Annotated in this window: 18 protein-coding genes and 3 pseudogenes; 5 read left to right on the top strand and 16 right to left on the bottom strand. The window is 54.8% G+C overall.

From position 1 onward, the window contains the following. Positions 1-91: 91 nt before the first annotated feature. The 4 genes from LKD70_RS14860 to LKD70_RS14845 are packed head-to-tail and all read right to left on the bottom strand — an operon-like array spanning position 92 to position 3,199. Complete coding sequence (locus tag LKD70_RS14860) at positions 92-877, bottom strand: ABC transporter permease subunit (protein WP_002587446.1); 786 nt, start codon at positions 875-877, stop codon at positions 92-94. A 12-nt stretch (positions 878-889) separates the two neighbouring features. Then, positions 890-1,684, bottom strand: a complete 795-nt coding sequence (locus LKD70_RS14855; protein WP_002587445.1) for an ABC transporter permease subunit — start codon at positions 1,682-1,684, stop codon at positions 890-892. 13 nt (positions 1,685-1,697) lie between these two features. Then, the gene (locus LKD70_RS14850) at positions 1,698-2,585 is read right to left on the bottom strand and encodes an ABC transporter ATP-binding protein (protein ID WP_002587444.1); all 888 of its coding nucleotides are present in this window, start codon (positions 2,583-2,585) and stop codon (positions 1,698-1,700) included. Continuing rightward, complete coding sequence (locus tag LKD70_RS14845; protein ID WP_227708671.1) at positions 2,582-3,199, bottom strand: TetR/AcrR family transcriptional regulator; 618 nt, start codon at positions 3,197-3,199, stop codon at positions 2,582-2,584. The genes LKD70_RS14850 and LKD70_RS14845 overlap by 4 nt, the downstream gene beginning before the upstream one ends. A gap of 229 nt (positions 3,200-3,428) precedes the next feature. Between LKD70_RS14845 and LKD70_RS14840 the strand changes: the two genes are divergently transcribed. The 5 genes from LKD70_RS14840 (at position 3,429) to LKD70_RS14820 (ending at position 8,271) form a co-directional block, all read left to right on the top strand. After that, on the top strand, positions 3,429-3,785 hold the full coding sequence (locus tag LKD70_RS14840; protein WP_002587442.1) for a helix-turn-helix transcriptional regulator: 357 nt from the start codon (positions 3,429-3,431) through the stop codon (positions 3,783-3,785). Positions 3,786-3,980: 195 nt separating this feature from the next. Beyond that, a complete protein-coding gene (locus LKD70_RS14835; protein ID WP_002587440.1) occupies positions 3,981-4,961 on the top strand; it encodes an alpha/beta hydrolase in 981 nt (326 codons plus the stop codon). 27 nt (positions 4,962-4,988) lie between these two features. Beyond that, positions 4,989-6,524 (top strand): cardiolipin synthase, encoded by a 1,536-nt coding sequence (cls, locus tag LKD70_RS14830; protein ID WP_227708670.1) that lies wholly within the window; start codon positions 4,989-4,991, stop codon positions 6,522-6,524. 12 nt (positions 6,525-6,536) lie between these two features. Continuing rightward, on the top strand, positions 6,537-7,727 hold the full coding sequence (locus LKD70_RS14825; RefSeq protein ID WP_227708669.1) for an AI-2E family transporter: 1,191 nt from the start codon (positions 6,537-6,539) through the stop codon (positions 7,725-7,727). A gap of 187 nt (positions 7,728-7,914) precedes the next feature. Continuing rightward, positions 7,915-8,271 carry a helix-turn-helix domain-containing protein gene (locus LKD70_RS14820; RefSeq protein ID WP_016147209.1) on the top strand — a complete coding sequence of 119 codons (357 nt, stop codon included), beginning with the start codon at positions 7,915-7,917 and terminating at the stop codon, positions 8,269-8,271. 189 nt (positions 8,272-8,460) lie between these two features. Here the strand turns inward: LKD70_RS14820 and LKD70_RS14815 are convergent, their stop codons facing one another. The 12 genes and pseudogenes from LKD70_RS14815 to LKD70_RS14765 all read right to left on the bottom strand — a co-directional run. Beyond that, entirely contained in the window at positions 8,461-9,873 is a 1,413-nt protein-coding gene (locus LKD70_RS14815; protein ID WP_002576328.1) for a relaxase/mobilization nuclease domain-containing protein, read from the bottom strand. Positions 9,874-9,931: 58 nt separating this feature from the next. After that, entirely contained in the window at positions 9,932-10,282 is a 351-nt protein-coding gene (locus LKD70_RS14810; protein ID WP_002576329.1) for a hypothetical protein, read from the bottom strand. Next, positions 10,279-11,126 (bottom strand): annotated as a pseudogene (locus tag LKD70_RS14805) (nucleotidyl transferase AbiEii/AbiGii toxin family protein). Before LKD70_RS14805 ends, LKD70_RS14810 begins: the two are co-directional and overlap by 4 nt. Then, complete coding sequence (locus tag LKD70_RS14800; protein ID WP_002576331.1) at positions 11,123-11,716, bottom strand: type IV toxin-antitoxin system AbiEi family antitoxin domain-containing protein; 594 nt, start codon at positions 11,714-11,716, stop codon at positions 11,123-11,125. The pseudogene LKD70_RS14805 and the gene LKD70_RS14800 overlap by 4 nt, the downstream one beginning before the upstream one ends. Positions 11,717-11,819: 103 nt before the next feature. Further along, a complete protein-coding gene (locus tag LKD70_RS14795; protein WP_002576332.1) occupies positions 11,820-12,131 on the bottom strand; it encodes a CD1845 family protein in 312 nt (103 codons plus the stop codon). After that, a complete protein-coding gene (locus LKD70_RS14790) occupies positions 12,128-12,433 on the bottom strand; it encodes a hypothetical protein (RefSeq protein ID WP_002576333.1) in 306 nt (101 codons plus the stop codon). The genes LKD70_RS14795 and LKD70_RS14790 overlap by 4 nt, the downstream gene beginning before the upstream one ends. A 142-nt stretch (positions 12,434-12,575) precedes the next feature. Then, positions 12,576-12,920: a plasmid mobilization protein gene (locus LKD70_RS14785; protein ID WP_002576334.1), complete on the bottom strand. Its 345-nt coding sequence runs from the start codon at positions 12,918-12,920 to the stop codon at positions 12,576-12,578. Next, complete coding sequence (locus tag LKD70_RS14780) at positions 12,917-13,993, bottom strand: DUF3849 domain-containing protein (RefSeq protein WP_002576335.1); 1,077 nt, start codon at positions 13,991-13,993, stop codon at positions 12,917-12,919. The genes LKD70_RS14785 and LKD70_RS14780 overlap by 4 nt, the downstream gene beginning before the upstream one ends. Position 13,994: 1 nt before the next feature. After that, the gene (locus LKD70_RS14775) at positions 13,995-21,059 is read right to left on the bottom strand and encodes an SNF2-related protein (RefSeq protein WP_456115017.1); all 7,065 of its coding nucleotides are present in this window, start codon (positions 21,057-21,059) and stop codon (positions 13,995-13,997) included. Between the two features lie 654 nt (positions 21,060-21,713). After that, a pseudogene (locus tag LKD70_RS18850) lies at positions 21,714-23,510 on the bottom strand (VirB4-like conjugal transfer ATPase, CD1110 family); the annotation flags it as partial. Then, positions 23,440-23,856 carry a PrgI family protein gene (locus LKD70_RS14770; RefSeq protein WP_227708667.1) on the bottom strand — a complete coding sequence of 139 codons (417 nt, stop codon included), beginning with the start codon at positions 23,854-23,856 and terminating at the stop codon, positions 23,440-23,442. The pseudogene LKD70_RS18850 and the gene LKD70_RS14770, both read right to left, overlap by 71 nt. A 22-nt stretch (positions 23,857-23,878) precedes the next feature. Beyond that, positions 23,879-24,157: pseudogene (locus LKD70_RS14765) on the bottom strand (VirB6/TrbL-like conjugal transfer protein, CD1112 family); the annotation flags it as partial. Positions 24,158-24,276 lie beyond the last annotated feature (119 nt).

Raw genomic sequence — 24,276 nt, 5'->3', positions numbered from 1 at the left:
TTTTGTTGTTGCAGTTGGGGCATAATAGCCATTCGTTTTTTTTCATTCTTTGTTTTTCATCAGATAATAGAATATCTATGGACAATTACATTTACAACTCACGCAGTTTCCACCGCCTTGTAGAAACCATTACACACGCGCCCACAATGAGTACTGTTAAGACGATGTAGGAAAGATAGACGCCATTTAGTGCTACTTCATACACATCATAGTACCGCAGAGGGGTCAGATAATCCAAGAAACGATTCCCTGTGTACTCGGCAGTAAAGGCCAACACATAGGCGGCCAATACGAAAACCGTACCGGCGCGTACCGCGGCCTTATAAGATTTGAAAAGGCTGGCAAACAGCAGACCCAAGGCAAAAAAGAGAAGCTGGGTAAAGAACATTCCCATCGTTGTGGAAAGCACCGCTCCCGGCTGATCCAGACCGCCCAAAGGAAGAACGATCGTGAAATAATTGCACACGCCGCTGAACAGGGCGAACACCAGCAGGTTCACTGCTGAAACGATCACCTTCGCCAGAACAATGGTTTTCCGCTCCACAGGCTTTGTGAACAGGTATTCGGATGTTCCAAATTTCTTTTCCCTCGCCACACAGGACAGGCCCAGAGAGATTGCATAGGCAAAGGCCAACAGCCCCTCCCAAAAATAGATACACGCGTACCAACCAAGGGCAGTCGTGAGATCCCCTTTCACACCGAACATGATCATGATCAAGCGAGGAAATTGGCCGACTGTCCGGGCCATCTCATCCAGACTGTCCTTCAAGGATAAAAGTTCAAAATAGCAGAATCCGCACAGCAGTAACATGATCCCCAGCCAGATCAGCAGGGTCTTTCTGGTTTGGCGGAATTCGTTTTTCACCAATGTTTTCATCTTTGCACCCCCTCATGAGCGGAACTGGATGTCTTTTTTCAAAAAGACACGATAAGACAGCACCAAAAACAGGGCAAACAGCAGTACACACCATCCCAAGTAATCCAACTCATAAAAGCCAGATTTGGAAATCTCAGCCGCACTAAAGAACGAGTACGGGGACAGAAAACTAATGGCACGGTTGCTGACAATGTTGGAGAAGCTGGTGACGCAGTACTCGACAAAGACAATTAACCCGGCAGTCAAAAGTGGGCTTCGATTGCGTGAAAATAGAATTCCAACCAAAAGCCCCATAGCTGCAAGGAACAGCGTGACCAGCATGAGGGAAAGAGCAATCAGAAAGAACTCTCCCCAGTCAATGCCGGAGCGGAACAGGGCCAGCGCCAAAAAAGAGGCGAGAAGATATACCATGCTCACGACCACTACGCCGAAAAAAACCGTGAACGCCTTTGCCCAGTAAATCGTTTTTCGGGTATGGGGTTTTGTAAACAGATATTCAGAGGTTCGCTCCGAGCACTCCTTGGTGTGAATGGCGATACCGAAGTGCATCCCGAAAATACCGGACGCAATCATAAAAAAGCTGGTAAGAAACGCATAAATGCCCAACGGTGAGGTCAGATATTCCATGGACACACCAACGCCTTTGTAAAAATCACTCGTACCCAGCGTTTCATAGAGGTCTCCGGTGGAAACATCCATAAAGCTGTAATAGGTAGGCGTCATCACAAAAACACACAGAGCCAAGGCGATGGCCCAACCCAAAATATATTTGCGGTGCCTTTTCAGTTCATATTTCAAAATGACCATGCCCGACACCTCCTTACGCATAGTAGTGCATGAAGATTTCCTCCAAAGAGGGCTCTTCCAAAAGCACATCGTCCAAATGCAGCAGGTGAAGCTTGTCAATAATCGCCGTGATATTTCCGTTATACATAAAGGAAACAGAGGTCTTATCCGCAGTCTCCGCATAGTTCGCAATGCCGGACAAATCAAAGAAATCGCGAGGGATAGCCTCCTTTGCGCTCAGAGAGACTTTCTTATAGCCGCTCTCACGCAGTTCTTTGATGGACTGTATGCCAATAAGCTGTCCCTCTTTCAGAATGGCCACCCGGTCACACAGTTTCTGCACCTCACTCAGCACATGGGAGGAAAAAAACACGGTAGCGCCCCGGCTGTTTTCCTCCTTCAGAATATCATAGAAAGCCTGCTGGATCAGTGGGTCTAATCCGCTGGTGGGCTCGTCCATAATAATCAGTTTGGGCGAAGTCATAATGGCAGACACGATACCCACCTTTTTCTTGTTGCCCAGAGAAAGGTCTGCAATCTTGCGGGACAAATCCAGATTGAGCCTGTCGGCAAGCTCCTTCATCTTTGTCTTGCAGTCCATGCCGTACAGATCGGCGGTGTACTGCAAAAGTTCACGGACTTTCATGTTTTCGTAATAGCTGTTCTCGCTGGGCAGATAGCCCACATCCCTGGCGATGACGCTGGCCTTGGAGTGACAGTCCAAATCGAAGATAGATGCGCTGCCTCCGGTGGGACGGATCAGCCCCATTAGGGTGCGGATCGTGGTGGACTTACCCGCACCGTTGGGGCCGATAAAGCCGAAAAACTCTCCCTGGTTGACAGAGAAACTGAGGTTATTGATTCCTCGATGCTTCCCATAGTGCTTGGTCAATTCATTCAAGACAATCGCTTGTTCACTCATTTCAAATACTCCTCCTTATAAAAATTTTTCCGCAGAATTGCGATGTTCTTCTCAAAATCCTCCATGACAGCCTGAAAATCGAAAGCCGCCGCCCCCCGGTACCCGGCCGCATAGCCCTCGGCCATCAGAAGCAGCATCTGAAAGACCGGCTGGGCATCCTCTGGGTCTTTGAATTTCAAAGCATCCTCTTCCCGCAGAACAAGATCGTTTCGGAATCTGCCGGTCTCCTCCGTCAGGATCGCCAGCGTATCCGTCACCTCGGGAAAATTTTCCTCCCAGGCACTGGTAATAAACTGCAAGATAAAAGGCTGATTTTGGAGCCCCTCCATTTTCATGCGGCTGGATGCCAGAATCCTGTCGAACAAATCTGTTTCGGAATCGAGGGCTTCCTTATCAAATAGTCCCTCTATGATTTTCTTGCAGTATTCCAGCAGGTAAATGTAGAGCTGCTTTTTACTGCCGAAATACTGAAACACAGACGCTTTGGAAATGTGTGCGGCTACCGCAATATCATTGATTGAGGCTTTTTCATAACCAAACTTGCCGAAGCACTGGAACGCCGCATTGAGAATGGTCAATCTCTTTTCTTCGGTCAGGGCCAAAAATTTGTCCAATTCATTTCCTCCTTTTTACACAATAACCGTTTCGGTTATTTAGAGTATAGCACCAATAACCGAAACGGTCAAGTATTTTGGAGTATGATTCAAAAGTTTTCTTTTTATACTGTTAGACCAACGAAGATTAGTCTCGAAAGTACCGGTGTGTTCAAGTCAGCAGTTGCACGAAAATGTAATTCGTTCAAATACTACTACCTGAAATATAAAATTACATTGGGTGATGTCTATGAAATTTGAACGCGATGAGCGCAAATTTGATTTCCACGATATAGGGTGCGAGATAAAGCGCAAAAGAGAAACCAGCGGGATGACACAGGATCAACTGGCCCTTATCATTGACCGTGATCCCCGCACCATCATATATAACGAAAACGACGGTCAGCATCCGAGCTTGAACACTTTTTATCAGATGGTGACAATGTTCGATATATCGGTGGATCAGTTCTTTTATCCAGACATGAGCGCAGATGACGCTTGCAAAAAGCGCATCAATACACTTGCTGCATTAACACTTGACCGATTCGGTTATTGGTGCTATACTCTGAATAACCGAAACGGTTATTGTGTAAGAAGAAGGAAATGAATTGAACAAATTTTTGGCCCTGACCGAAGAAAAGAGATTGACCATTCTCAATGCGGCGTTCCAGTGCTTCGGCAAGTTTGGTTATGAAAAAGCCTCAATGTCGATTCTGTTATATTACGCATATCGCAGAAAATTAAGTAAGAAAACTGCCAATGACAAAGAGTAAGTTATACCCACGTTATGAAAGGACGTGCTATGAAGGATTCATTGAAAAAAGGATTGATAATAGGTGCTGCCGGTAGTGCGATTTGTGTGCTTTGGCATCATCTTCTAACCAAAAAGATGATGCAGCTCGCCATGGATCGGGTTGCGCCGCAGGACAGAAGCAACGGAAAAATGCGTGTGTCCGGTTCACCTGAAATGATAGAAACCACTGAAATTGTAAAAAAGGCAGCTGGTCAGCTCGAAAAAAGCGGCTGTGACGTGGTGGAAATCACTGCTCACGACGGAATTTCATTGATTGGGCATTGGTGTCCCTGCGAAGAACCGAAAAGAACTATAGTTGCCATGCACGGGTGGCGTTCCTCCTGGTCACATGATTTTGGTCTAATCGCAGATTTCTGGCGCAATAATCATTGTTCTGTACTCTACGCAGAGCAGCGGGGACAAAATAATAGCGGCGGCGACCATATGAGTTTAGGTTTGCTGGAACGCTACGATTGCCTGGCATGGACAAATTGGATAAACGAGAAAACAGGAAAAAGCATTCCCATCTATCTTGCCGGGGTATCCATGGGTGCAACCTCTGTGCTAATGGCGTCCGAACTGGAACTGCCGGATAATGTATTTGGAATCGCAGCGGACAGTGCATTTACTTCGCTCCATGCAATTTGGAAACATGTCTCCGAAAGCAATCTGCATATTCCTTATGCTCTGCATAAAACAGGTGCCGATAGGATGTGCAAAAAGCGCATCCAAATGGATGCTGATGCTGCCTCAACTACAGAAGCGTTGAAGCACTGCCAAATTCCTGTTCTTTTTGTCCACGGAACAGATGACCACTTTGTTCCAGTTGAAATGACATACGAAAACTATAAAGCCTGTACATCAGAAAAGCGTCTGCTGATTGTTCCGGGCGCTGACCACTGTATGAGCTATCTCGTAGGAAAAAGCACCTACGAGCGCATTGCAAAAGAGTTTTGGGAATTTTGCGAACAGCGGAAAAAGAATCCGTAGATTTGAGTTTGAAGGGGGGGAATCATTATGCGCCAGCGTTGGCTCCGTGTCTTATTCCGTAGAAGGATGTTGACGATACTCCTGCTACTTTTACAGGTATATTTTCTTATATGCCTTGTACTTGGGGGAAGTCAGCTTTCCCGAAATTTCAGTCGCCTACTGACAATCGTCAGTATCATTGCGGTGCTTTATATCGTTTCCCACAAAGACAAAGGCGCCTACAAAACTGCATGGGCGATCCTGATCCTAACCTTCCCGTTGTTTGGTGGACTGATGTATCTTTTGTCTAATGCACAATCCTCGAAATGGCGCTTTGCAAAAAGTGTCCTCCATACACAACAAAAGGCAAAACCACTCTATGCACTCCCCGGCATTTGCTATGAAAGCGCAACAAAACAACTGCCTGAATATTACCCTCAAATTCATTACTTGCAGGAATACACGGGGTTTCCAATATATGCAGATACAGAAACACATTACCTTACACCGGGTGAACGAAAGCTGGAAACACTTTTGGCGGAACTTGAAAAAGCCGAGAAGTACATATTTCTGGAATATTTCATCGTGCAGGAAGGCGTTATGTGGAACAGCATCTTGGAAGTTTTGAAGCGAAAAACCACGCAAGGCGTAACTGTGCGACTGATTTATGACGATATGGGTTGCTTTCTCACTCTTCCGAAAGACTACGCAAAGCAGCTAAAAAAACACGGTATCCAGTGCGCCGTATTCAATCCCTTCCGACCTGTTCTGACCGTAAAGCAAAATAACAGAGATCACCGAAAAATAGCGGTCATTGATGGAAAGGTGGCTTTTACCGGAGGTATCAATCTGGCAGATGAATACATCAACGCCATTGAGAAACACGGACACTGGAAAGATGCAGCGATCATGCTGAAAGGCAAAGCCGCATGGAGTTTCACACTAATTTTTTTACAGACGTGGGAAATTTGTACCCATACAGACGAGGACTACGAAATCTTCTACCCATGGAAAGAACAAGAGTGCCCTGTTACTGCAAAGGGGTTTGTTCAGCCATACGCTGACAGTCCAATGGATGAAGAAAATGTGGGCGAACACGTTTACCTGCATATCTTAAACAATGCAAAGAAGTACGTGTATATCAACACCCCATATCTGATTGTCGATGATAGTATGCTTTCCGCTTTGCGTCTTGCGGCAAAAAGTGGTGTAGATATACGCATCATCACACCCCACCGCTGGGATAAATGGTGGGTACACATGACCACACGCTCGTATTACCGAGAGCTGATAAAATCAGGCGTTAAAATCTACGAATATACCAATGGTTTCATCCACTCCAAAACCTTTGTGTCCGATGACCGTACTGCAACAGTCGGGACAACAAATTTGGATTTTCGCAGCTTATATCTGCACTATGAATGTGGTGCTCTGCTCTATGAGGCCAAAGCTGTTATGGAAGTCAAGGAGGATTTTCTGCAAACGCTGGAGATATGCCAACAGGTGACAGAAAAGGATTGCAAAACAAATATCGTAGTGCATCTGCTCCAGGATATACTGCGGCTATTTGCACCACTAATGTAAGGAGGGTCTTGAATGTTTGAAGATATTGAAACACACAAAAAATTATCAAAGTGGATTATCGGAACGTTTACAGCCTGCATTTTGATTTATCTTGGCATCCGACATATTAGTCATGTAGCTGATGCCGTGATGTGGTTGAAAGACCTGCTGAACCCACTTTTAATTGGATTGATTTTGGCGTTGTTTCTGAATGTTCCGTTGGGGGTTATTGAAAGACATCTGTTCCCCAAACATCCGACATCTAGGAAAACGAAAATGCGCCGCCCGCTTGCGATCCTGCTTTCATTTATTTTGGTGATAGGGGTCTTTGTCGGTGTTGCTTTTCTTGTTATTCCCGAATTGAACGATGCAGTATCTATTGTCATATCATCCTTGACGAATGGTCTGGATCAACTGGTGGCATTTGAAAGCACGGCTGACTATTCTAAAATCCCATTCGTAGAACAGCTGTCCCAAATTGATATTGATTTTCTTGAACTGAAAGACAATTTGAATGAATGGTTGAATCAATTGGGAACCACCATTATGGACACTGCTGCTTCCGCATTTGGAAGCGTGGTTGCGACGGCAGTCGATTTTGCGATTGGTCTTGTGTTCTCAATTTATATTTTGGCCAATAAGGAGAAATTAAAAAGTCAGATCACCCGAATTGTCCGTGTATGGATTCCAGCATGTTTTGCCGAGCGGGGCATTCATGTGGCAGCTGTCTGTGAAAAAAACTTCAAGCTTTTTGTAGCAGGGCAAACGACTGAGGCAATAATTTTAGGCAGCCTGTGTGCAATCGGTATGTTAATTCTGAGAATACCATATGCGCCGATGATCGGTGCGCTTGTTGGGGTAACAGCACTGATTCCCTATGTCGGTGCCTGGATTGCTACACTTGTGGGTGCATTTTTGATTCTGACAGTCAATCCTTTTAAGGCACTGGTATTCATTATTTTCCTGCTTACTTTGCAACAGATCGAAGGAAATGCAATCTATCCGAAAGTTGTGGGCGCAAAAATCAACCTTCCTGCCATGTGGGTTTTAGCGGCAATCACAATAGGTGGCAATCTGGCTGGACCAATCGGTATGTTGCTTGGCGTACCTGCCGCAGCAGCCACTTACGCTCTTTTGAAAGAAGCAACCGATAAGCGGGAAACGCATCTGAAAACACAAGAAAAAGAGCAGATGGGTAATTCACATAAACAGAATATATCCTAAAAAAATTATCTCAAGATAAAAACTCATAGTAGGGTGTAAGGACTCATGATATAAAAATATCAAGGGTCTTTGCGCCCTATTCGTTTTTTATATTACAAAATCGGCATTATCATACCTTTTAGCGGGCATAATAAGGTTATTCCTCAAAACAAATCGGCACGATACAATGTTATTGAGGTGAATGATTATGCCGATTGACGATTTAACCGCTTTGGGTCAAATAATGCGGGAGGCCCGAAAGAAAAAAGACCTGACACAGCAGGAGCTTTCAGATCTGAGCCATGTTTCTGTAAAACAAATTGCCAACATTGAAAAAGGGCAGATGAACCCTTCCTATTTGATTTTAAGAGCATTGGCCAAGGTTTTGAACATCTCTCTGGACTCTCTAATAAATCCGGATGTTTCTCCAGAAGATGAGGGAGCCAACCAGATGAAAATGCTTTATTCCAGTTGCCCGTCAGAAATGCGTGAAACCCTGCTGCACCATACACAGGAGACCATGCAGGAATTAACAGAACTATCTAAGAAAATTGAAGCGAATTGAGCCAGTGAGTGAAATTTGACGGTTTCCTCTCTGGCTCTTTTCATTTCTGCAAAGAAAGCGGCAAGCGATGCCTGTGGCTATCCAGATAGCCCCACGCGCTTGTTGAGGGAAGTCCCCCAAGCCCCCTTGGAACACAGATTTTCAATCTGTGGCTGCGCGTTCTTGTGAACGCTTTTGACTGCGACCAGCTCACCGCTGGCCGTGGTCTTTTTCTTTCTGTTGCGGCTCGGTCTGCTCCATCGCCAGGACCCGATCCACGTTATTCTTGACCGTCAGCAGCTCCCGCATGGTGGCGCGGGCCTGCCGGTACTCACCGTAAGCCTTTTTCTTGTCCGCCAGTAGCTGGGCGTACTCGGTCTGAAGCTCCTTGATGGTGGGCAGCTTCTTCACATTCAGCTCGTTGAAGGCTTCCTTGGCGGCCTGGTGCAGCAAGATTTCCTCCTCATGCTCCTGCCGGAATTTCTTTGAATACCCGGCCTTGCGGTAGGCCACATAGGTCTCGCGGGTCTTGGCGTAGTTGACGATGTGGGTGCGCAGCACGGCAATCTCGGCCATGCGCTTCTCAGCGGCCTTGATCTGATCGGACAGCGCATTATAGCGGGCCGTCGCCTCTGCTGTTTTGGTTTCCAAATCGGCATAATCCAGCAGCCCATGTTCGGACAGGTAGTTGAGGGTCTGTGCCATCTGCTTGAGGTTGAACACCTTGGCCCAGCGGGCGTACCCGGCACCTTTTCCGGCCTGGAGTTTTGCCTGGATGTCCACCAGCAGATTGACCTTCGGCGGAGCGGCCTGCGGGACGGCTTGCTTGCGGGGCATATGTTCTTTCTGGCCGGAGAGGACCGCCAACAGATCGTCCAGCGTGTAGCCGTCCCCCAGCCGGTCAAAGCGGACATTGTTGCCCCAGCCCTCCGCGCCGATGGAGATGTTTTTTCCGCGCCGGTGAACGGTGAAGCCGTCCTGTTCCAACAGGCGCAGCAGCTCCTCCAGGCTGGCCGGTTTCTGCGCCAGTGCCCGGTCAATGGCCTGACGCAGCTGCTCCTTGTGGGAGGGCTTCGCCGCGTCACCCAGCCACTTGTTGTAGCTCTGGCCGCGCCGCTTGGGAGCCTCCACAATGGAGTAACCGTTCTCAACGCAGATGGTATCGCTCAGACGGTGGACGGCGCGGGTGCTGCCCCAAAAGTTGCGGAACTTGCGGTCACACTCCAGCGTGGTGGAGTTCCATATAATATGGTTGTGGACGTGAGCCTTGTCAATGTGGGTGCAGACGATGAAAGCGTGCTTGTCCTTGGTAAATCGCCGGGCCAGCTCTACGCCCAACCGGTTGGCTTCCTCCGGCGTGATCTCGCCCGGCACAAAGGACTGCCGCAGGTGGTAGGCAATCACATCGTCCGCACCGCGCACCCGGCCGGTGCGGGCGGCGTAGGTCTGCTTGTCCAGCAGGAACTGCGCATCGGCCACGCGGCTGTCACACTGGTAGCTGGTGATGAGCCTGCCGTGGTCGGTCTTTTCTGGATTTTTTACATAACCAATGATATCGCTGATCGCCTTGCCGACCGTGCGGCCCTTGCCGGTGTGCAGCGGTATAATGCGGGTGGTGGCCATGTGGGGTCCGCCTCCTTTCCAAAAAATAAGCGGCCTGCTTATCACAGACCGCATCGGTTTACTCTATATCAGTTTCCTCGTCCATATAAAAATCGAAATCTTCCTCAAAGTCATCTTCCAATTCATCCAGTTCTATCCTGGGCGGGAACCGCATTTCATATTGTTCCGTCGCCAAGGTCCGCACGGCATCCCGCCGGTCTTTCATCCGTTTCTTCAACCACGAAAGCTGTTCTTTGGATAATCGCCAGGGAAGGTTGACCAGCCGGGTAAGTGCCATTTCTTCCGCCTGCTTTTCTGGCGGGAGGGCGGCGCAGGTTTTACAAATGTGCGCGGCGTGACCCTTGCCGGAAAACTTTTCGTTTGCCTTATACTCGCCACAGACCTTGCAGTAGTGTCCACGCTTTTTCATGCCGTGCCCTCGCAACGAGCGAACAGCTGACGGACCGCAGCCATGACCGTATTCCAGCCAAGGTCGGACGCATAGGAAAACTTTTTCTGATAGGCCACCCACAGGTCCTGCATGACCGGGCTGGCCTCCACTTCATCAAAGACTTCGGCGGCCTCGGCCAGATGGCGCTCGGTGCCGCGCTTGTGGGCTGTCGCCAGAAGCGCGTCATGGAGAACGTGCGGGTCCAGAGTGCTGCCATAGAGTTGTTGCAGGATGGCGATGTCGTAAAAATCTCTCATACGGGTGTTGGTCGTGGTCCGGGTGATGATGGTTTCCAGCTTTTCGGCCAGCACGGTCTCCAGGTTATAGGCCCAAACGTCGATGGAACGGTCCTCCAGCATGAGCTTGAAGCTGTACCGCACCTCTTTAGGGGTGATGGCGTCGCCGGTAGAAATGTCGATTTTCAGCGGGGTGCGCACCCCGTCAAAGAGCGTTGTCATCGTCACCCGAATGCCGGGATATTCCGCTTCATCCATGATTTCCGAAATGCTTTTCACCTGGAAGGTAACGCCGTCGTCAATGGGAACGGCGATGATCTCGGCCATCATGTTCTCCACATCCTCCACGCTGACGTTGGCCCCCTTGACCGTTGCGTCCAGGTCCATCGTGGAGCGGGCGTCCAGACCGACCATCGCGGCCACCAGCATACCACCCTTGAGGATGAACTTGTCCCGGTATGAGGAAAGAGAAATACGTCAAGAAAACGCTCCATCATATAGTTGCGCATCAAAACCTGCGCATCCGCAGCATTTTTCTTTGACAGGTTACGGATCAAATCTTTCAGCTGTCTGGCTGTCTTTATCATAGCAGTACCTCCAAATACTGGCGTAAAATCTTCTCGACCCGGAACAGCTTGGCATAGCGCACCAGCGTCCGCAGGTCCTTATCTTTCCGGCGAGCATACGCTTTCAAAGCGTCCTGGAATGTCTGCATCTCGATATGGCTCCGGCTGCGCAGCACATCGCAGATCGTCCGTTCCATATCATATACCGGCACATCGTGACCGAAGGGGGTCTGCGCGGTTGTCAGGCCGACCTCATGCAGCTCCGCCTTGATGGTAAAGACCTGAACGCCCTCGTCCTTGAGCCGGGTCGGATTGTAGCCCGTCTTGACCGTAATGGAATAGGCCAGCGGCTCCCGGTCGGTCAGGTCATGGAAAAACAGCGCCGTTTCATGGGAAAAAACTGCCTGCGGACAGCGAAGATGCAGCAGATACATGGCGTCCACCCAGGCGTCTTTGGAAAGATAAATCCCATGCGCCGCCTGTTCCAGCCCACGAGACTGCACGAATTGATAAAAAACAGGTTTTGAGATCCCGGCCGCGAGGACCTGCCCGGTGCGCAGCATCCCATCCTGACGTTCCATCAGCTGGTCCAGCTGTTGAAATTGGCTCACGTTCTTCACCTTCCTTTCATGCTAATATTATACGCAAAATTAGCACGAAAGTAAAGTCAAAAAATTGCCGGGCACTCACTCCCGGCAATTCTTCGCTTCCTATTCAGCCATACACCGCGTCCTGGATCGCATACCGCAGGTCCTGTACCTTGCCCACCAGCCAGACGGCGGCCATCGGCAGGCCCAGCGGGCTGACCAGGAAGGCGATCACCAGCAGGATTACGCCGTTTTGCGGCGAGTAGGTCACAAGCACCGCGATCCCCAGCAGCGCCACCACCGTGGAGACCAGGCCGAAGATGAAGCTGGACACATACAGCAGCCAGAAGCACAGCCAGGTGAACAGCGTCAGCGCCAGCACCACCGGCACGGCAAGGATTTTCAGCCCCAATTTCAAAATAAACAGCACCGCTCTCATTTCAGCGCCTCCTTCCGCCAGTCCAGGTAGGGCTGGCACAGTTCTTTCACGGCTTTTTCATCGGCTTCTGTAACTTCCCGGCGGCCTTTCGTCCGGCGGAGCAATTCAAAGTCCTGGTAATCCGTGAGCAACAGGTCAAACAGTTCCTCCGGGATTCGGCAGAGGATACCGTCCACACAGTAGCGGGAATCCTTGTTCCAAGTCAATCGGACATAGCCGCGTTTACAAGGGAGAACTTCTTCCTCCGGGTCGTGCAGCAGGTACTCATGAAAAATCTCCAAGACGTTTTCAAACGTCAACATCAGCCATCACCTCGTTTCTGACTCCATTATCAATCACACCCCACCAAAACGCAACGATACGGGCAAAGAAAAAAAAGAGGGAGGCCCGGCGATGCAGTCTGCACGCGCCGGACCTCCCTCACAGCCGGGGCGTATGCCCCTGTCACGACAGCTTTGCCAGCTGGGTCAATACCTGATGCACCCCATCCCACAAAGCCTCCTGCCTCCGGGATATATCCTCCAGGTCGGCGTCGTAAATGCGCCCGGTTTCATGCGCACGGCGGGCCAGCTGGTTTAAGTTGTTGCTGGAATAGCGCATCAGGGACACCAACTCCTTCAGCTCCGGCAGTTCCAGGCGCACCACATAACCGTCCAAGGCCATCTTGCGCAGGTAGGCTTCCCGGTTCGTTGTTCCCAGCTGGGCCATCTTCTGTTCGATCAACGCCAGTTCTTCCGGCGAGACCCGGAAGTTCAGCTGCACCTCCCGCTTGCGCTTGGGGGCGCTCATCGCTCCGGCTCCTTTTTCTTATAGATGGGGGATTTTTTCTCCGGCTTTTCAGCGGGGCGCGGCTCCTGTTTCAGCTGGCGGCGGACCGAGGGGCGGCGCTGGCGCAGCTCTTTGGAACGGTCCTCGCTGGCCAAGATGGTGACATAGGTGCCGGGCAGTTCCTTCATGCCGGTGATCGCCAGACTGCGGAACGGCAGCAGCGTCATCAGCTGGTCATGGGCCTGGGTGCCTGCGCGGGCCAGAAAGTCTGGCGAAACGCGGGCCATGTAGTGGGTGCCGTGGGGGCTGTTGGGTGTACCCGGCGCACGAAGCTCCTGCAAAAGCCGGGCGGCCTCGGCACGGATTTCCTCCGGCGTCAGCGGCTGGAGCCGCAGATAATCCTGCCGCGCCTGGCTCAAGAACAGATCGACCAGGCCGGAGTGGCTGTCCACCACAAAGTCCAGGTTGCGTTCGCCGCCAAAGCCGTCCGGGTTGGGCGGGATGTCCACCGTCCTGGCCCACGCCTTGTTGGCCGGGCTGAAACGCTCATCCCACTCTTTCTGCTGCACGGTATTTGCCAGCACATAGAGGATGCGGGTGTAGCCGAACTGCTCGATCACCTGGGGTACCGCGTCCTTGTCCAGCCGGTTGTCCCGGTAATGTTCCGAAATGGCCGCCTCGATGGCCTCCTTGCAGGCGATGTTGGCGCGGCGGGACGCCCGGTACAAATCCAGGTCGCCCTGTTCGCGGGCATAGGCGGCGTCGTGGCGGTAGAGCGGCAGTTCCCGCTGGGCGTCCAGCGCCGCATCGGCCCGCTGCTCGATGCTGTCCCGCACCACATCCATGTAGGAAGTCTCCCGGTCAGAAAACTCCTTGTAGACATCGGCCAGCGGGGACGACGACGCCAGCAGCGCGGCGGCCCGGCTTTGGGGCAGATCCAGCTCCTCCATCGCCATCAGGATGTCCTCCCGGACCGTGTACTCATAGGTATGCTTTAGAATTTCCTCCGGGGGCTGGCTTTTCAGCCAGTCCCGGAACTTGTCCTGTTCGGCGGCCATCTTCTCATAGAGGGCCGTGTTTTTGTCGGTATTCATGTTATCGCACCTCCTGTTCGTGGTGTTTGGGTTTCTTTTCGGGGCAGCGCGGCGGCACCGGGCGTTTCAGACCCTCCAGCACCGAGGGGCGGCTGCTCTTGGCAAGCACCGCCTCCGGCGCAGGGCGGCCCCGGCCGTCCATGTTCAGCAGTACATCCAGCTCGGCCAGCCGGGCGGATTTGTCCCGCAGCTCCTGCTCCTGTGGGAAGGGCTTACCCACCTCTGCCTTGGCGGCGGCCTGCTGCTGGTAGAGGTTGTCCAGCTGGTTCTTCACCGCTTCCAGCCGCTGGGGCATCTGACTGAGCGCATTGTCGATACGGGTTAGATTTCCACGGGGGTCTGTGCCCAGCGTCGCCCGGTGGGTCATCTGGCCTTTCAGCAGGAGCATATACTCCTGCCGGAAAGCGTCAAACGACACCGACATAGTGAAGCCCCGGTAACTGCCCACCGGCACCGGGTCGGCCCCTTTGACCTCCTTGCAGGCGTCCAGCAGCGCCGCACCGGCGTTCTCCTTGTCGGTGAGGGTGTCGCCACGGACTTCCATCCCGGCAAAGCCGTCCTCCGGGTGAGGATGAGCGGCCAGGGTCGCCATATCCGCTTCCAGCCCGGCGATAAAGCCCTTGTTTTTCTCGATCTCCTCCGGGAAGGTTTTGAGCAGCTGGTCCTCCAGGCGGTACTGCTTGCTCTGGTGGTCGGCCTTCATCAGCTTTAACCGCGCCACGTCCACATCCAGGTCCATGCGTTCCTTGATGCGCGGGTCCCCGGCGCACAGCGCCTTGATCTCGGCAAAGGACAGCGCGGTTTCGTCCACATCGTCGCAGCTTCGCACCGGCGATTTGGAGGTCATAATCTGGCTGATGAATTTCTGTTTGTTTTCCACCGTCTGCCAGAGGTAGGCGTCAAACGTCCCCTCAGTGACATAGCGGTACACATGGACAGTCTCGTTCTGGTTGCCTTGGCGCTCAATGCGGCCCTTTCGCTGGGCCAGGTCGCCGGGCCGCCACGGGCAGTCCAGGTCATGCAGCGCCACCAGGCGATCCTGCACGTTGGTGCCTGCACCCATCTTGGCCGTGCTGCCCAGCAGGACGCGCACCTGGCCGGTGCGGACCTTGGAGAACAGCTCCTTTTTGCGCACCTCGGTGTTGGCCTCATGGATAAAGGCAATCTGCTCGGCGGGCACACCTTTAGCGATGAGCTTCTGCCGGATGTCCTCGTAGACCGTAAAGGCCGGTTCCGGCTCGTCCAGCGGCACCGCGTCCTCCAAAGCGTGGAGGGTCGGGTTGTCCAGCGCCTTCGCTACCTTTTTGGCAGGCCGGGCCTGGGGCGTGGAGATGTCGCAGAACACCAGCTGGGTCAGCTTGTCGGCCTCGCCGTCCCGCCAAATCTGCATGATATTGTCCACGCATTGATTGACCTTGGTGCCCGGCTCATCCGGCAGCAGCTGGTTGATGATCCGTTGGTCCAGCCCCAGCTTGCGCCCGTCGCTGGTGATCTTGAGCATATTGTCCTGGGACGGGTCCACCGTGCCGCTGTGTACCAGGGAAGCGCGTTCCGAGAGCGCCTTCACCATTTCCTGCTGCTGTTCGGTGGGCTGGGCCACGATGTTGTGATATTCTACCTCCGGGGTGGGAAGATGGAGCTGGTCGGCGGTCTTGATGTCTGCCACCTCTTTGAACAGGTTCATCAGCTCCGGCAGGTTGAAGAACTTGGAGAAGCGGGTCCGCGCCCGGTAGCCGGTCCCTTCCGGGGCAAGCTCCAAAGCGGTCACTGTCTCCCCGAAGCGGCTGGCCCAGCAGTCAAAGTGCGCCATGCCCAGCTCTTGCAGCCGGTCATATTGGAGATACCGCTGCATGGTGTAAAGCTCGGTCATGCTGTTGGAAACCGGCGTGCCGGTGGCAAAAACTACACCGCGCCCGCCTGTGATTTCATCCATGTACCGGCACTTGGCAAACATATCGCTGGATTTCTGCGCGTCCGTAGTGGAAAGGCCCGCCACATTCCGCATTTTTGTATAGAGGAACAGGTTTTTATAATTGTGCGCCTCGTCCACAAAGAGCCGGTCCACGCCCAGCTGTTCAAACGTCACCACATCGTCCTTGCGGTCCTCGGCTTGCAGCTTTTCCAGCCGCGCCTCCAAAGACTTTTTCGTGCGTTCCAGCTGCTTGACGGTGAACCGTTCCCCGCCGCTGGCCTCCACCTCGGCGATACCCTCGGTGATTTCCCAAATCTGCTCATGCAGCAGCCGCTCCTGGCGTTCCTTGCTGATGGGGATTTTCTCGAACTGGGAGTGACCCATGATGATGGCGTCGTAGTCGCCGGTGGCAATACGGGCACAGAACTTCTTGCGGTTGTGCTTCTCGAAGTCCTTTTTGGTTGTCACCAGGATGTTCGCGGACGGGTACAGACGCAGGAACTCCGAAGCCCACTGTTCGGTCAGGTGGTTGGGCACCACGAATAAGCTCTTTTGGCACAGCCCCAGCCGTTTGGCCTCCATCGCGGCCCCTACCATTTCAAACGTCTTGCCCGCGCCCACCTCATGGGCCAACAGCGTGTTGCCGCCGTACAGCACATGGGCGATGGCGTTTTTCTGGTGTTCCCGCAGGGTGATGGCCGGGTTCATGCCGCCAAAAACAATGTGGCTGCCATCATATTCGCGGGGGCGGGTGGCGTTCATTTCCTCATTGTACTGGCGCACCAGCGCCTGCCGACGTTCCGGGTCGCGCCAAATCCAGTCGCGGAAAGCATCCCGGATGGCCTGCTGCTTTTGGGCGGCCAGGGTGGTTTCCTTGGCGTTCAGCACCCGGCGTTCCTTGCCGTCCGCGTCCTCCACGGTGTCGTAGATACGCACATCCCGCAGATTGAGGGAATCTTCGAGGATTTTATAGGCGTTGGCGCGGCTGGTCCCGTAGGTCGAATAGGCGGCCACGTTGTTTTGCCCCACGACATTTTTGCCGGAGATCTGCCATTCCGCCGTAAAGGGGGTGTAGTGGACTTCAATGCTGCGCTGGAGGTAAAAAGGCGTGTCGAAGGTCTCGTACATGAATTGCTGGATGTACTCCTTGTCGATCCACGTCGCACCCAACCGCACCTCGATCTCGGAAGCGTCCAGGTCTTTGGGCTGGGCAGCGGTCAGGGCCTCCACGTTGACCGCAAAGGCCGGGTCCTGCTCCGCCGCCCGCTGGGCCTGGCGCAGCTTCCGGCGCACGTTGCCGGAGAGGTATTCATCGGCGGTCACATAATGGGGCGTTCCGTCCGGCTCAGTCTGGCCCGGTACACGGAAGATGACACCGCGCAGCTCGTCAGCCAATTCTTCGCCGGTTTTGCCGGTGAGCTGTTCCATGTAGGCCATATCCACGCAGGCTTTTTCAGAAATGGAGACCGCCAGGGCCTCGGAGGCGGTGTCTACGGTGGTGACGGCCTCATGTGGCTTGATCGTGCGTTTGGTGAACATATCTGCCTTGCGCTCCAACCGGCCATCCTCGTCCAGCACCTCCAGGGCACAGAGCAGGTAATAGCTGCTGTCATCGGCAAAGGCCAGCCGGTTCGCCCGGTCATTGATAAGTCCGTACTTGGCGGAAAAATCGTCATAGCGGCGGTTCAGTTCGGCTATCTGCGCCCGGATGTCGGCATCCGGCGCGGCGGCGTCCATCTCCAGGTCGATGAGCCGCTGCACACAATCCCGCAGCCCCACCAGCCCTTTGACGCGGGCCTCGGCGGTGGCGTTCAGGTCGGGGCGCACCATGCGGCTGTTTTCCCGGAAGTACACCGCGCCGTCCACCACCGTGTAGGAGTAGTTCTTCACATTGGGGTCAGCCGGGAGGGATTCGTCGATGTCCTCGCCCTCGCCCAGCTCCGGCAGCGCGGCCTCCTGGTAGGTGCCGCGAATGTACTTCACGGCATCGTGCAGCTGATCGGCCAGCTCCAGCCCCTCGATGGGGGCCACGGTGTAATCCTGTTTGCCGTATTGGGTGCTTTCGGCGGTGGGCCGCCCCAGCACCATCTCCGGGTGATCCAGAAAATACTGGTTGACCGTGAAGCCTTCCTCGGTCCGGCCGGTTTGGGTCCAGTCCGGGGCGATGTCCAGCGGGCGGTCCCGCTTTTGCAGAAACAGGATGTCGGACACCACATCGGTCCCGGCATTGGCGCGGAAAGCGTTGTTGGGCAGGCGGATCGCCCCCAGCAGCTCGGCCCGCTGGGCCAGATACCGGCGCACGGTGGAATCCTTGGCGTCCATTGTGTAGCGGCTGGTGACAAAGGCCACCACGCCGCCGGGGCGCACCTGGTCCAGCGCCTTGGCAAAAAAGTAGTTGTGGATGTTGAAGCCCAGCTTGTTGTAGGCTTTGTCGTTCACCTGGTACTGGCCGAAAGGGACGTTACCGATGGCAAGGTCATAGAAGTCCCGCCGGTCGGTGGTCTCAAAGCCCGCCACGGTGATGTTAGCCTTGGGGTAGAGCTGCTGGGCAATCCGCCCGCTGATGGAATCCAGCTCCACGCCGTACAGCCTGCTCCCGGCCATGCTCTCCGGCAGCATCCCGAAGAAATTACCCACGCCGCAGGACGGTTCCAGAATGTTGCCGGTGCGGAAGCCCATCTGCTCCACGGCCTCATAGATGGCGCGGATGACGGTGGGGCTGGTATAGTGGGCGTTGAGGGTGGAGGCCCGCGCCGCAGCGTATTTCTCTGGGGTCAGCAGTTCTTTCAGTTCCGAATACTCGGCATCCCACGCGGGTTTGTCCGGGTCAAAGGCATCCGCCACGCCGCCCCAGCCCACATAGCGGGACAATACCTCCTGCTGTTCCGGCGTGGCCTGCCCGGTGGTCTCTTCCAGATATTTCAGCAGCTTGATCGCCGCCACATTGGCCTGGTACTTGGCCTTGGGGCCGCCCTCGCCCAGATGGTCGTCGGTGATGCGGAAGTTCTCGGCGTTGCGGCGCAGGTTGTCCCGGTACTCCTGATAGGCCGCCTGTTCGGCTGCCCTCTGGTTGGGGAAAGTCTGCCACTCACCGTTCACCGGGATGGCGACCGGGTGATCCGGCTTTTCCTCCGGCTGCGTGTCCGGCGTCGGTTCAGGCGGCGTGGGTTCCGGCCGGTCAACGTGCAGCCGTTCCACCACCACGTCATAGGGAAGTCCGTTTTTGTCACCGGGGTAGACGGCCACCGTCTCGGAGTGGAACGCCGGTGCCTCAGCAGCTTCTTCAATGGGCTTGGCGGTTTCGGCAGGTTCTTCCACGGCGGCAGGGGCTTCCATATACGGTTCATCCTGCTCCTGCACAAAGCCGTCCAGCTGGCGGGCATATAGCCCGCGCAGCAGCGGTGCAACCTCATCCCAGCGGAAGAACAGCATGGCCAGTCGCTTCTCGTCCGCGTCCAGCACTTCCAGCTCGATGCCTTCGGGTATGGTTCGGTAGTCGGCGGTATCGCCGGTCTCCAGCTCCATCGTCTCGATGATGTCAGGATAGGCCCGGCTCAGCCACAGGGCGACCTCCCGGTTGCTCTTGCCGGTGCGCAGCAGTTCGGAAAGCTCCGCCTTGTTCGGCGCGCCGATCAGGCCGTGGGCCAGCACGTCCCGCAGGTCCTGGTCCGCCGTGTCAGGGTTGACGGGCAGGAACTCGGTGTAGAAGTCGTTGCGGTTGTCTGCCCGCAAAAGCTGCTCGAACCGCTCCCGGCTCTCGACCCGGTAGATGGGATAGCTCATGCCGGTGGGCAGCAGCTGCACCGTATCCTCCCGCAGTTCGGTAATTTGATGGGCGCGGTCATCCAGATAGACGGTATTGCCCACATTGTAAACCGGGGCGGACGGATCGTAGGCGGTGCGCTCCGGGATGGTGCCCCGGATGGCGGCATATTCCTCGTCCGACACCGTGATGTCGATCTCATGGGTGGGTTCGCCGCTGCCAATGGTGAGGGTGTCGCCCTCGCGGGTGACGGGCTGGCCGGATAAGTCCGGCACAGGCGGCTTTGCCGCTGCCTCGGCCTGTTCCTCGGTTGCGACGGCCTCCACATCCCGCATGACCTGCCGGATGAATGGATCACTGTCCAGCTTTTCCGGGTCCACCACCTGGCCGTTCACGATGCCGCGCTCGGCCAGGGCCTCCCGGATGGCGATGGAGTCGATGTTGTCAAATCGGTCCTGCTCCGCCTCGGTGTAGAACCGATCTTCCTTGATGAGCTGGACGATCCGGCGCTGCACCTTGGGCCAGGGAAGCGCCGTTCCTTCGGGGCTTTCCGGGCGTACTGCAAACGGGGTCTTACCGTCGCCGCCGTCAAATTCACGAGCCAGCCATGCAGCGGTGTCTTTTTCCCGTGCATGGTCTTTCATGTAGCGGACAACGGCGTGTTTGCTCTCAATCTTACCATTCCAGTCCTGGATAGCCCGGTCAATGTCATTGTCCGAGAGAGGACGCAGCAGCTCATGGAGCTTGGGATAGGTTTCGTCTGCCACTTCCCGGTGCAGCCGCTGGCGAAATTCCGGCACATCAGAGAACAGGCGGATCAGCTCTATATCGTGGGAATCAAGAATGGCGCGGCGCACAGCAGCATTACACTCGATCATAGCGTTTTCATAATCACTGTGACCGCAGGCGTTCCGGTATCTGATGTCCTGGGTAACGGCCTCCAGCACGATGGGCTTGTATCGCTCATGCAGCTCCCGGAGGGTGGGAATGGGCTGCTCCGGCACATCCTCCCGCAGAACATCGGCAGGTTCCGTGTCGGGCGGCTGGGCTTGCAGGGCATCTTCTTCGGCCAGAGCCTTTTCCGCCTGGATTTTGTCGAACTCCTCCTGTTCCTGTTCGGTGAGATAGCGGCCCTTCTGAATCAGATTGGTGATCCGCTTGGCAACCTTCTCCCATGTGAAATGCACATCCGGGCAGCCGCCTTTTTTGTAGTGCAGGCCCTTTCCGTCATGATCTTCCCAGCTGCCCCCAGCGCCTGACAGGGCATGGGAGTGGCCCCCAATGCCGTACTCGTGTCGGAGGAAATCCACCTTTTCTTTATCGGTGTGGGAATTTTGGAAATAGGCAAAAATGCGGCCTTTGCCACCAGAAACACCGCTTCCTCTGGTCATGGCGGCGTCGATCTCGTCCTCGGTGATAAACTGCTTGACCGTAGGTACTTCCGTCATCTGAGAGGTAAAGGCGGTGCGGGGCAGGGACAGATCTTTCAGGTTTCCCCAAATCTCCTTTGGCTTGTGGTAGTGGAACCGCAGCAAGTCCCGGTCCTGCTGATAGGCCGTCCAGAATGCTGCATATTCTTCTGCAAGGGTCTGGCGGAACTCCGGGCTTTTCAGCTGCTCGGTAAGCCACGCGGATTCTTCCGGGAAACCGCGCCCTGGATTGTTGGCAAGGCTGGGCAGATACCCGGATTCTCTGGCTTCATCGCTGAAATCGTGATACAGATTCCAGAACTTTTCCGCAAGGAGGGAACGTTCATAGCCCTCGGCCTCGGACAGCTCTACATTGGTGGCAAACTGGCCGGTCTGCAAAAGCTGGCCGATACGCTCGGCGGCGCTCTCCCAGGAAATGACCTGGGCGGACTTGTCATAACGGGCAGACTTTCCGTGAGACAGGTGGATGCCGTCCTCGGCATACCATGCGGTAATGCTGCCAATCCCGTTGCCGCCGGTATAGAGGTTTTGCAGATAGGCTGCGATCTCGGCGGTGGACTTCTGCTTTTCAAAAGCTGCCACAATGCGTTCACGCTGCCGGTCCGTGTTGCCTCCCAGAATGGGCATATTCTCCGGGCGCGGATCGTTGAGGTAGTCCTGATAGACCAGCCGCACACAGCGGTCAATGATGGTTTTCTGTACCGGCTGTAATCCGTCCTTTCCGCCCACGATCAGCTCGCACAGCGACAAGATGAAGTCGCTCTTCAGCGACAGCGGGCTTTCATCGTCCGAATAGTCCAGGTTCAGGTCCATCGGGTTGATGTAGTTGGTGGAGGTGGGCGAGATTTTGATGACCTGCCCGTGCAGGCGCTCCACCAGCGGCGCGTACTCGGCCTCCGGGTCGCAGATAATGACATCATCCGAAGTCAGCAGGAAGCAGTTGGCGATCTCGCGCTTGGCCGAAAAGCTCTTGCCGGAACCGGGCGTACCCAGAATCAGGCCGTTGGGGTTTTTCAGCAGCTTGCGGTCCACCATGATGAGGTTATTGGACAGGGCGTTGATGCCGTAGTACAGCGCCTCTTTTCCGTTCTGAAAAAGCTCTTGGGTGGTGAACGGCACGAAGATGGCGGTAGAGCTGGTAGTCAGCCCCCGCTGAATTTCCACCTGGTTCAGCCCCAGCGGCAGAGAGGACATCAAGCCTTCCTCCTGCTGGAAGTCCAGCCGGGTCAGCTGGCAGTTGTACTTCTGTGCGATGGAACTGGCCTGGAAGATGTTGTTGCCCAGCTGGCGGGGATTGTCGGCGGTGTTCAGCACCAGGAACGTCACCAGGAACATCCGCTCGTTGCGGCTTTGCAGGTCCTGCAACAGCTTCTTGGCCTCGGCCCCGTAGGTGGCAAGGTCGGACGGGATGATGTCCATGTCATACCCGGCGCGGACGGCCTTTTTCTGTTCCTCGATCTTGCTGCGGTCCAGGTCGGTGATTTTCCGCTTTACCGTCTTGATGGCCTTCACCTGATCCACCGACTGGATGTGCAGATTCACAATGAGGGAACTTTCCATATCGAGAAAGTCCGCCAGCATACGGTCATTCAGCTCCGGGGCCAGAATCTGCACGAAGCTGACGGCCCCGTACTTCTTTCCCATGCGGAACTGCTTGCCGGTACGGAACTCGAAGCCGGACGGCGCGATAAAGTCCTTGGTGGAAAGGCCGCTGGGAGCCAGCCAGTCCCACTCGAACTGGAAGGGCGCCTGCTCGTCCATGTGGAAGATGGCGTGAAGCTGGGCCAGCCGGGCTTTGCCGTCCAGAACCTCGGCGGCCACGCCCAACCGCTTAAAGTTGTTCAGCACATCGGTCTCGATGCGCTCCAGACGGGGCTTGGCGGAGCGGATGCTGTCGGCCTCGATGGAAAAGGTCAGGTACTTGGTCTTGATAAGGCCGTTGTTGCCCCGCGCCAGCTGGTTTTGCAGCATCTGCGTGTACTCCACCCGGATGGGGTCAAAGTCATCCCCCTGGGCCGGGATGGTAATGCTGTTGGCGAAGGTCTCCTGGGACGCCGCCAGGTTCAAAAAGGACAACTGGAAACGGATGGAGCTGTCGAAGTAGTTGAGGAAATCGCACCAGCCTTCAAAGATGGCGGTCTTGTCCTCGTTCTGGCTGAGCTGGTAGTTGATGTCCTGGAACTGAATGGTCTTGGTGTAGCGGCCATCCGCCACCTTGCAGATGCCGTCCGGCCACATCCGCTCATAGGGGATGCTGTCCTGGGCGGACCGCTCCTTTTTGCCCGTGCGGTTGGCGCGGGCAATCGCTGCCTCGATTTGTTTGCGTTCGGCGCGGGTCAGCTTACGCCGGGGTTTGGTCTGCGGCTCTGCCGGTTCGGCCTGCCGCTTTGTCTTTGCCGCGAACAATGTCATACACCTCCTTGTCGAGATTTGCCTGCCGCTCCAACACGGCATAGAAGTTGTTGGTGCGGTAGGGGCGCTGCTTGGGCCGGATGACGGCCACCTTGAGGATGTTGCCGATGATCTTTTCCAGGGGCTGGCCGTGTTTTTCATACATCGCCAGCATGAAAAAGGGCAGCATGACGAGCATCATGCACATGGCCGCCACGCTGTGGCCAGCAGGCCCCCGGAGCAAAAAGAAAAGCGGCACGCCGATGAGCGCCCCGCAGCCGAAGCAGACAAGCTGCCTCTTGGTTAAGTTGAACGCGACCTTGGTTTTGACTTTCGTCAGGTCTTTGGGTACGGGTACATAAGCCATTGGTAAATTCCCTCCCTCCGGGTCAATGTGCGTTGAATACGGCTTTGGACAGGCTGCCGGTCTTGAACAGCGTAAAGCAAAGCAGCACGGTGTAGCCCACGCAGCTCCAGATTGCCATGATGATGTCCTCCTCGGTGGCGATGTTCTGCACCAGCACGGCGTAGATCGCCACGCAGACGATAATCAAAAACGCCTGGAAGCCCAGGGCCAGCAGGCTGCGCAGGTAGTTCTGGCCCATGCCGCCCCATTCCTTGCCCATCATGGTCGCCATCGGGATGGGGGCCACCGACGTGACAAGTAGGGTAAGAACCCGGCGCCTTGCCATATTGCTATGGTAGGTTTCCGAGAACTCCCCTCCGAACCGGACTTACACCTCTCAGCGTATCCGGCTCTCCAGATGTCAGTCTAATTTCCCAGCGT

This window comes from Ruminococcus turbiniformis (genome assembly GCF_020687545.1).
GTDB classification, from domain to species: domain Bacteria; phylum Bacillota; class Clostridia; order Lachnospirales; family Lachnospiraceae; genus Mediterraneibacter; species Mediterraneibacter turbiniformis.
This window is presented reverse-complemented; position numbering and strand designations above follow the sequence as displayed.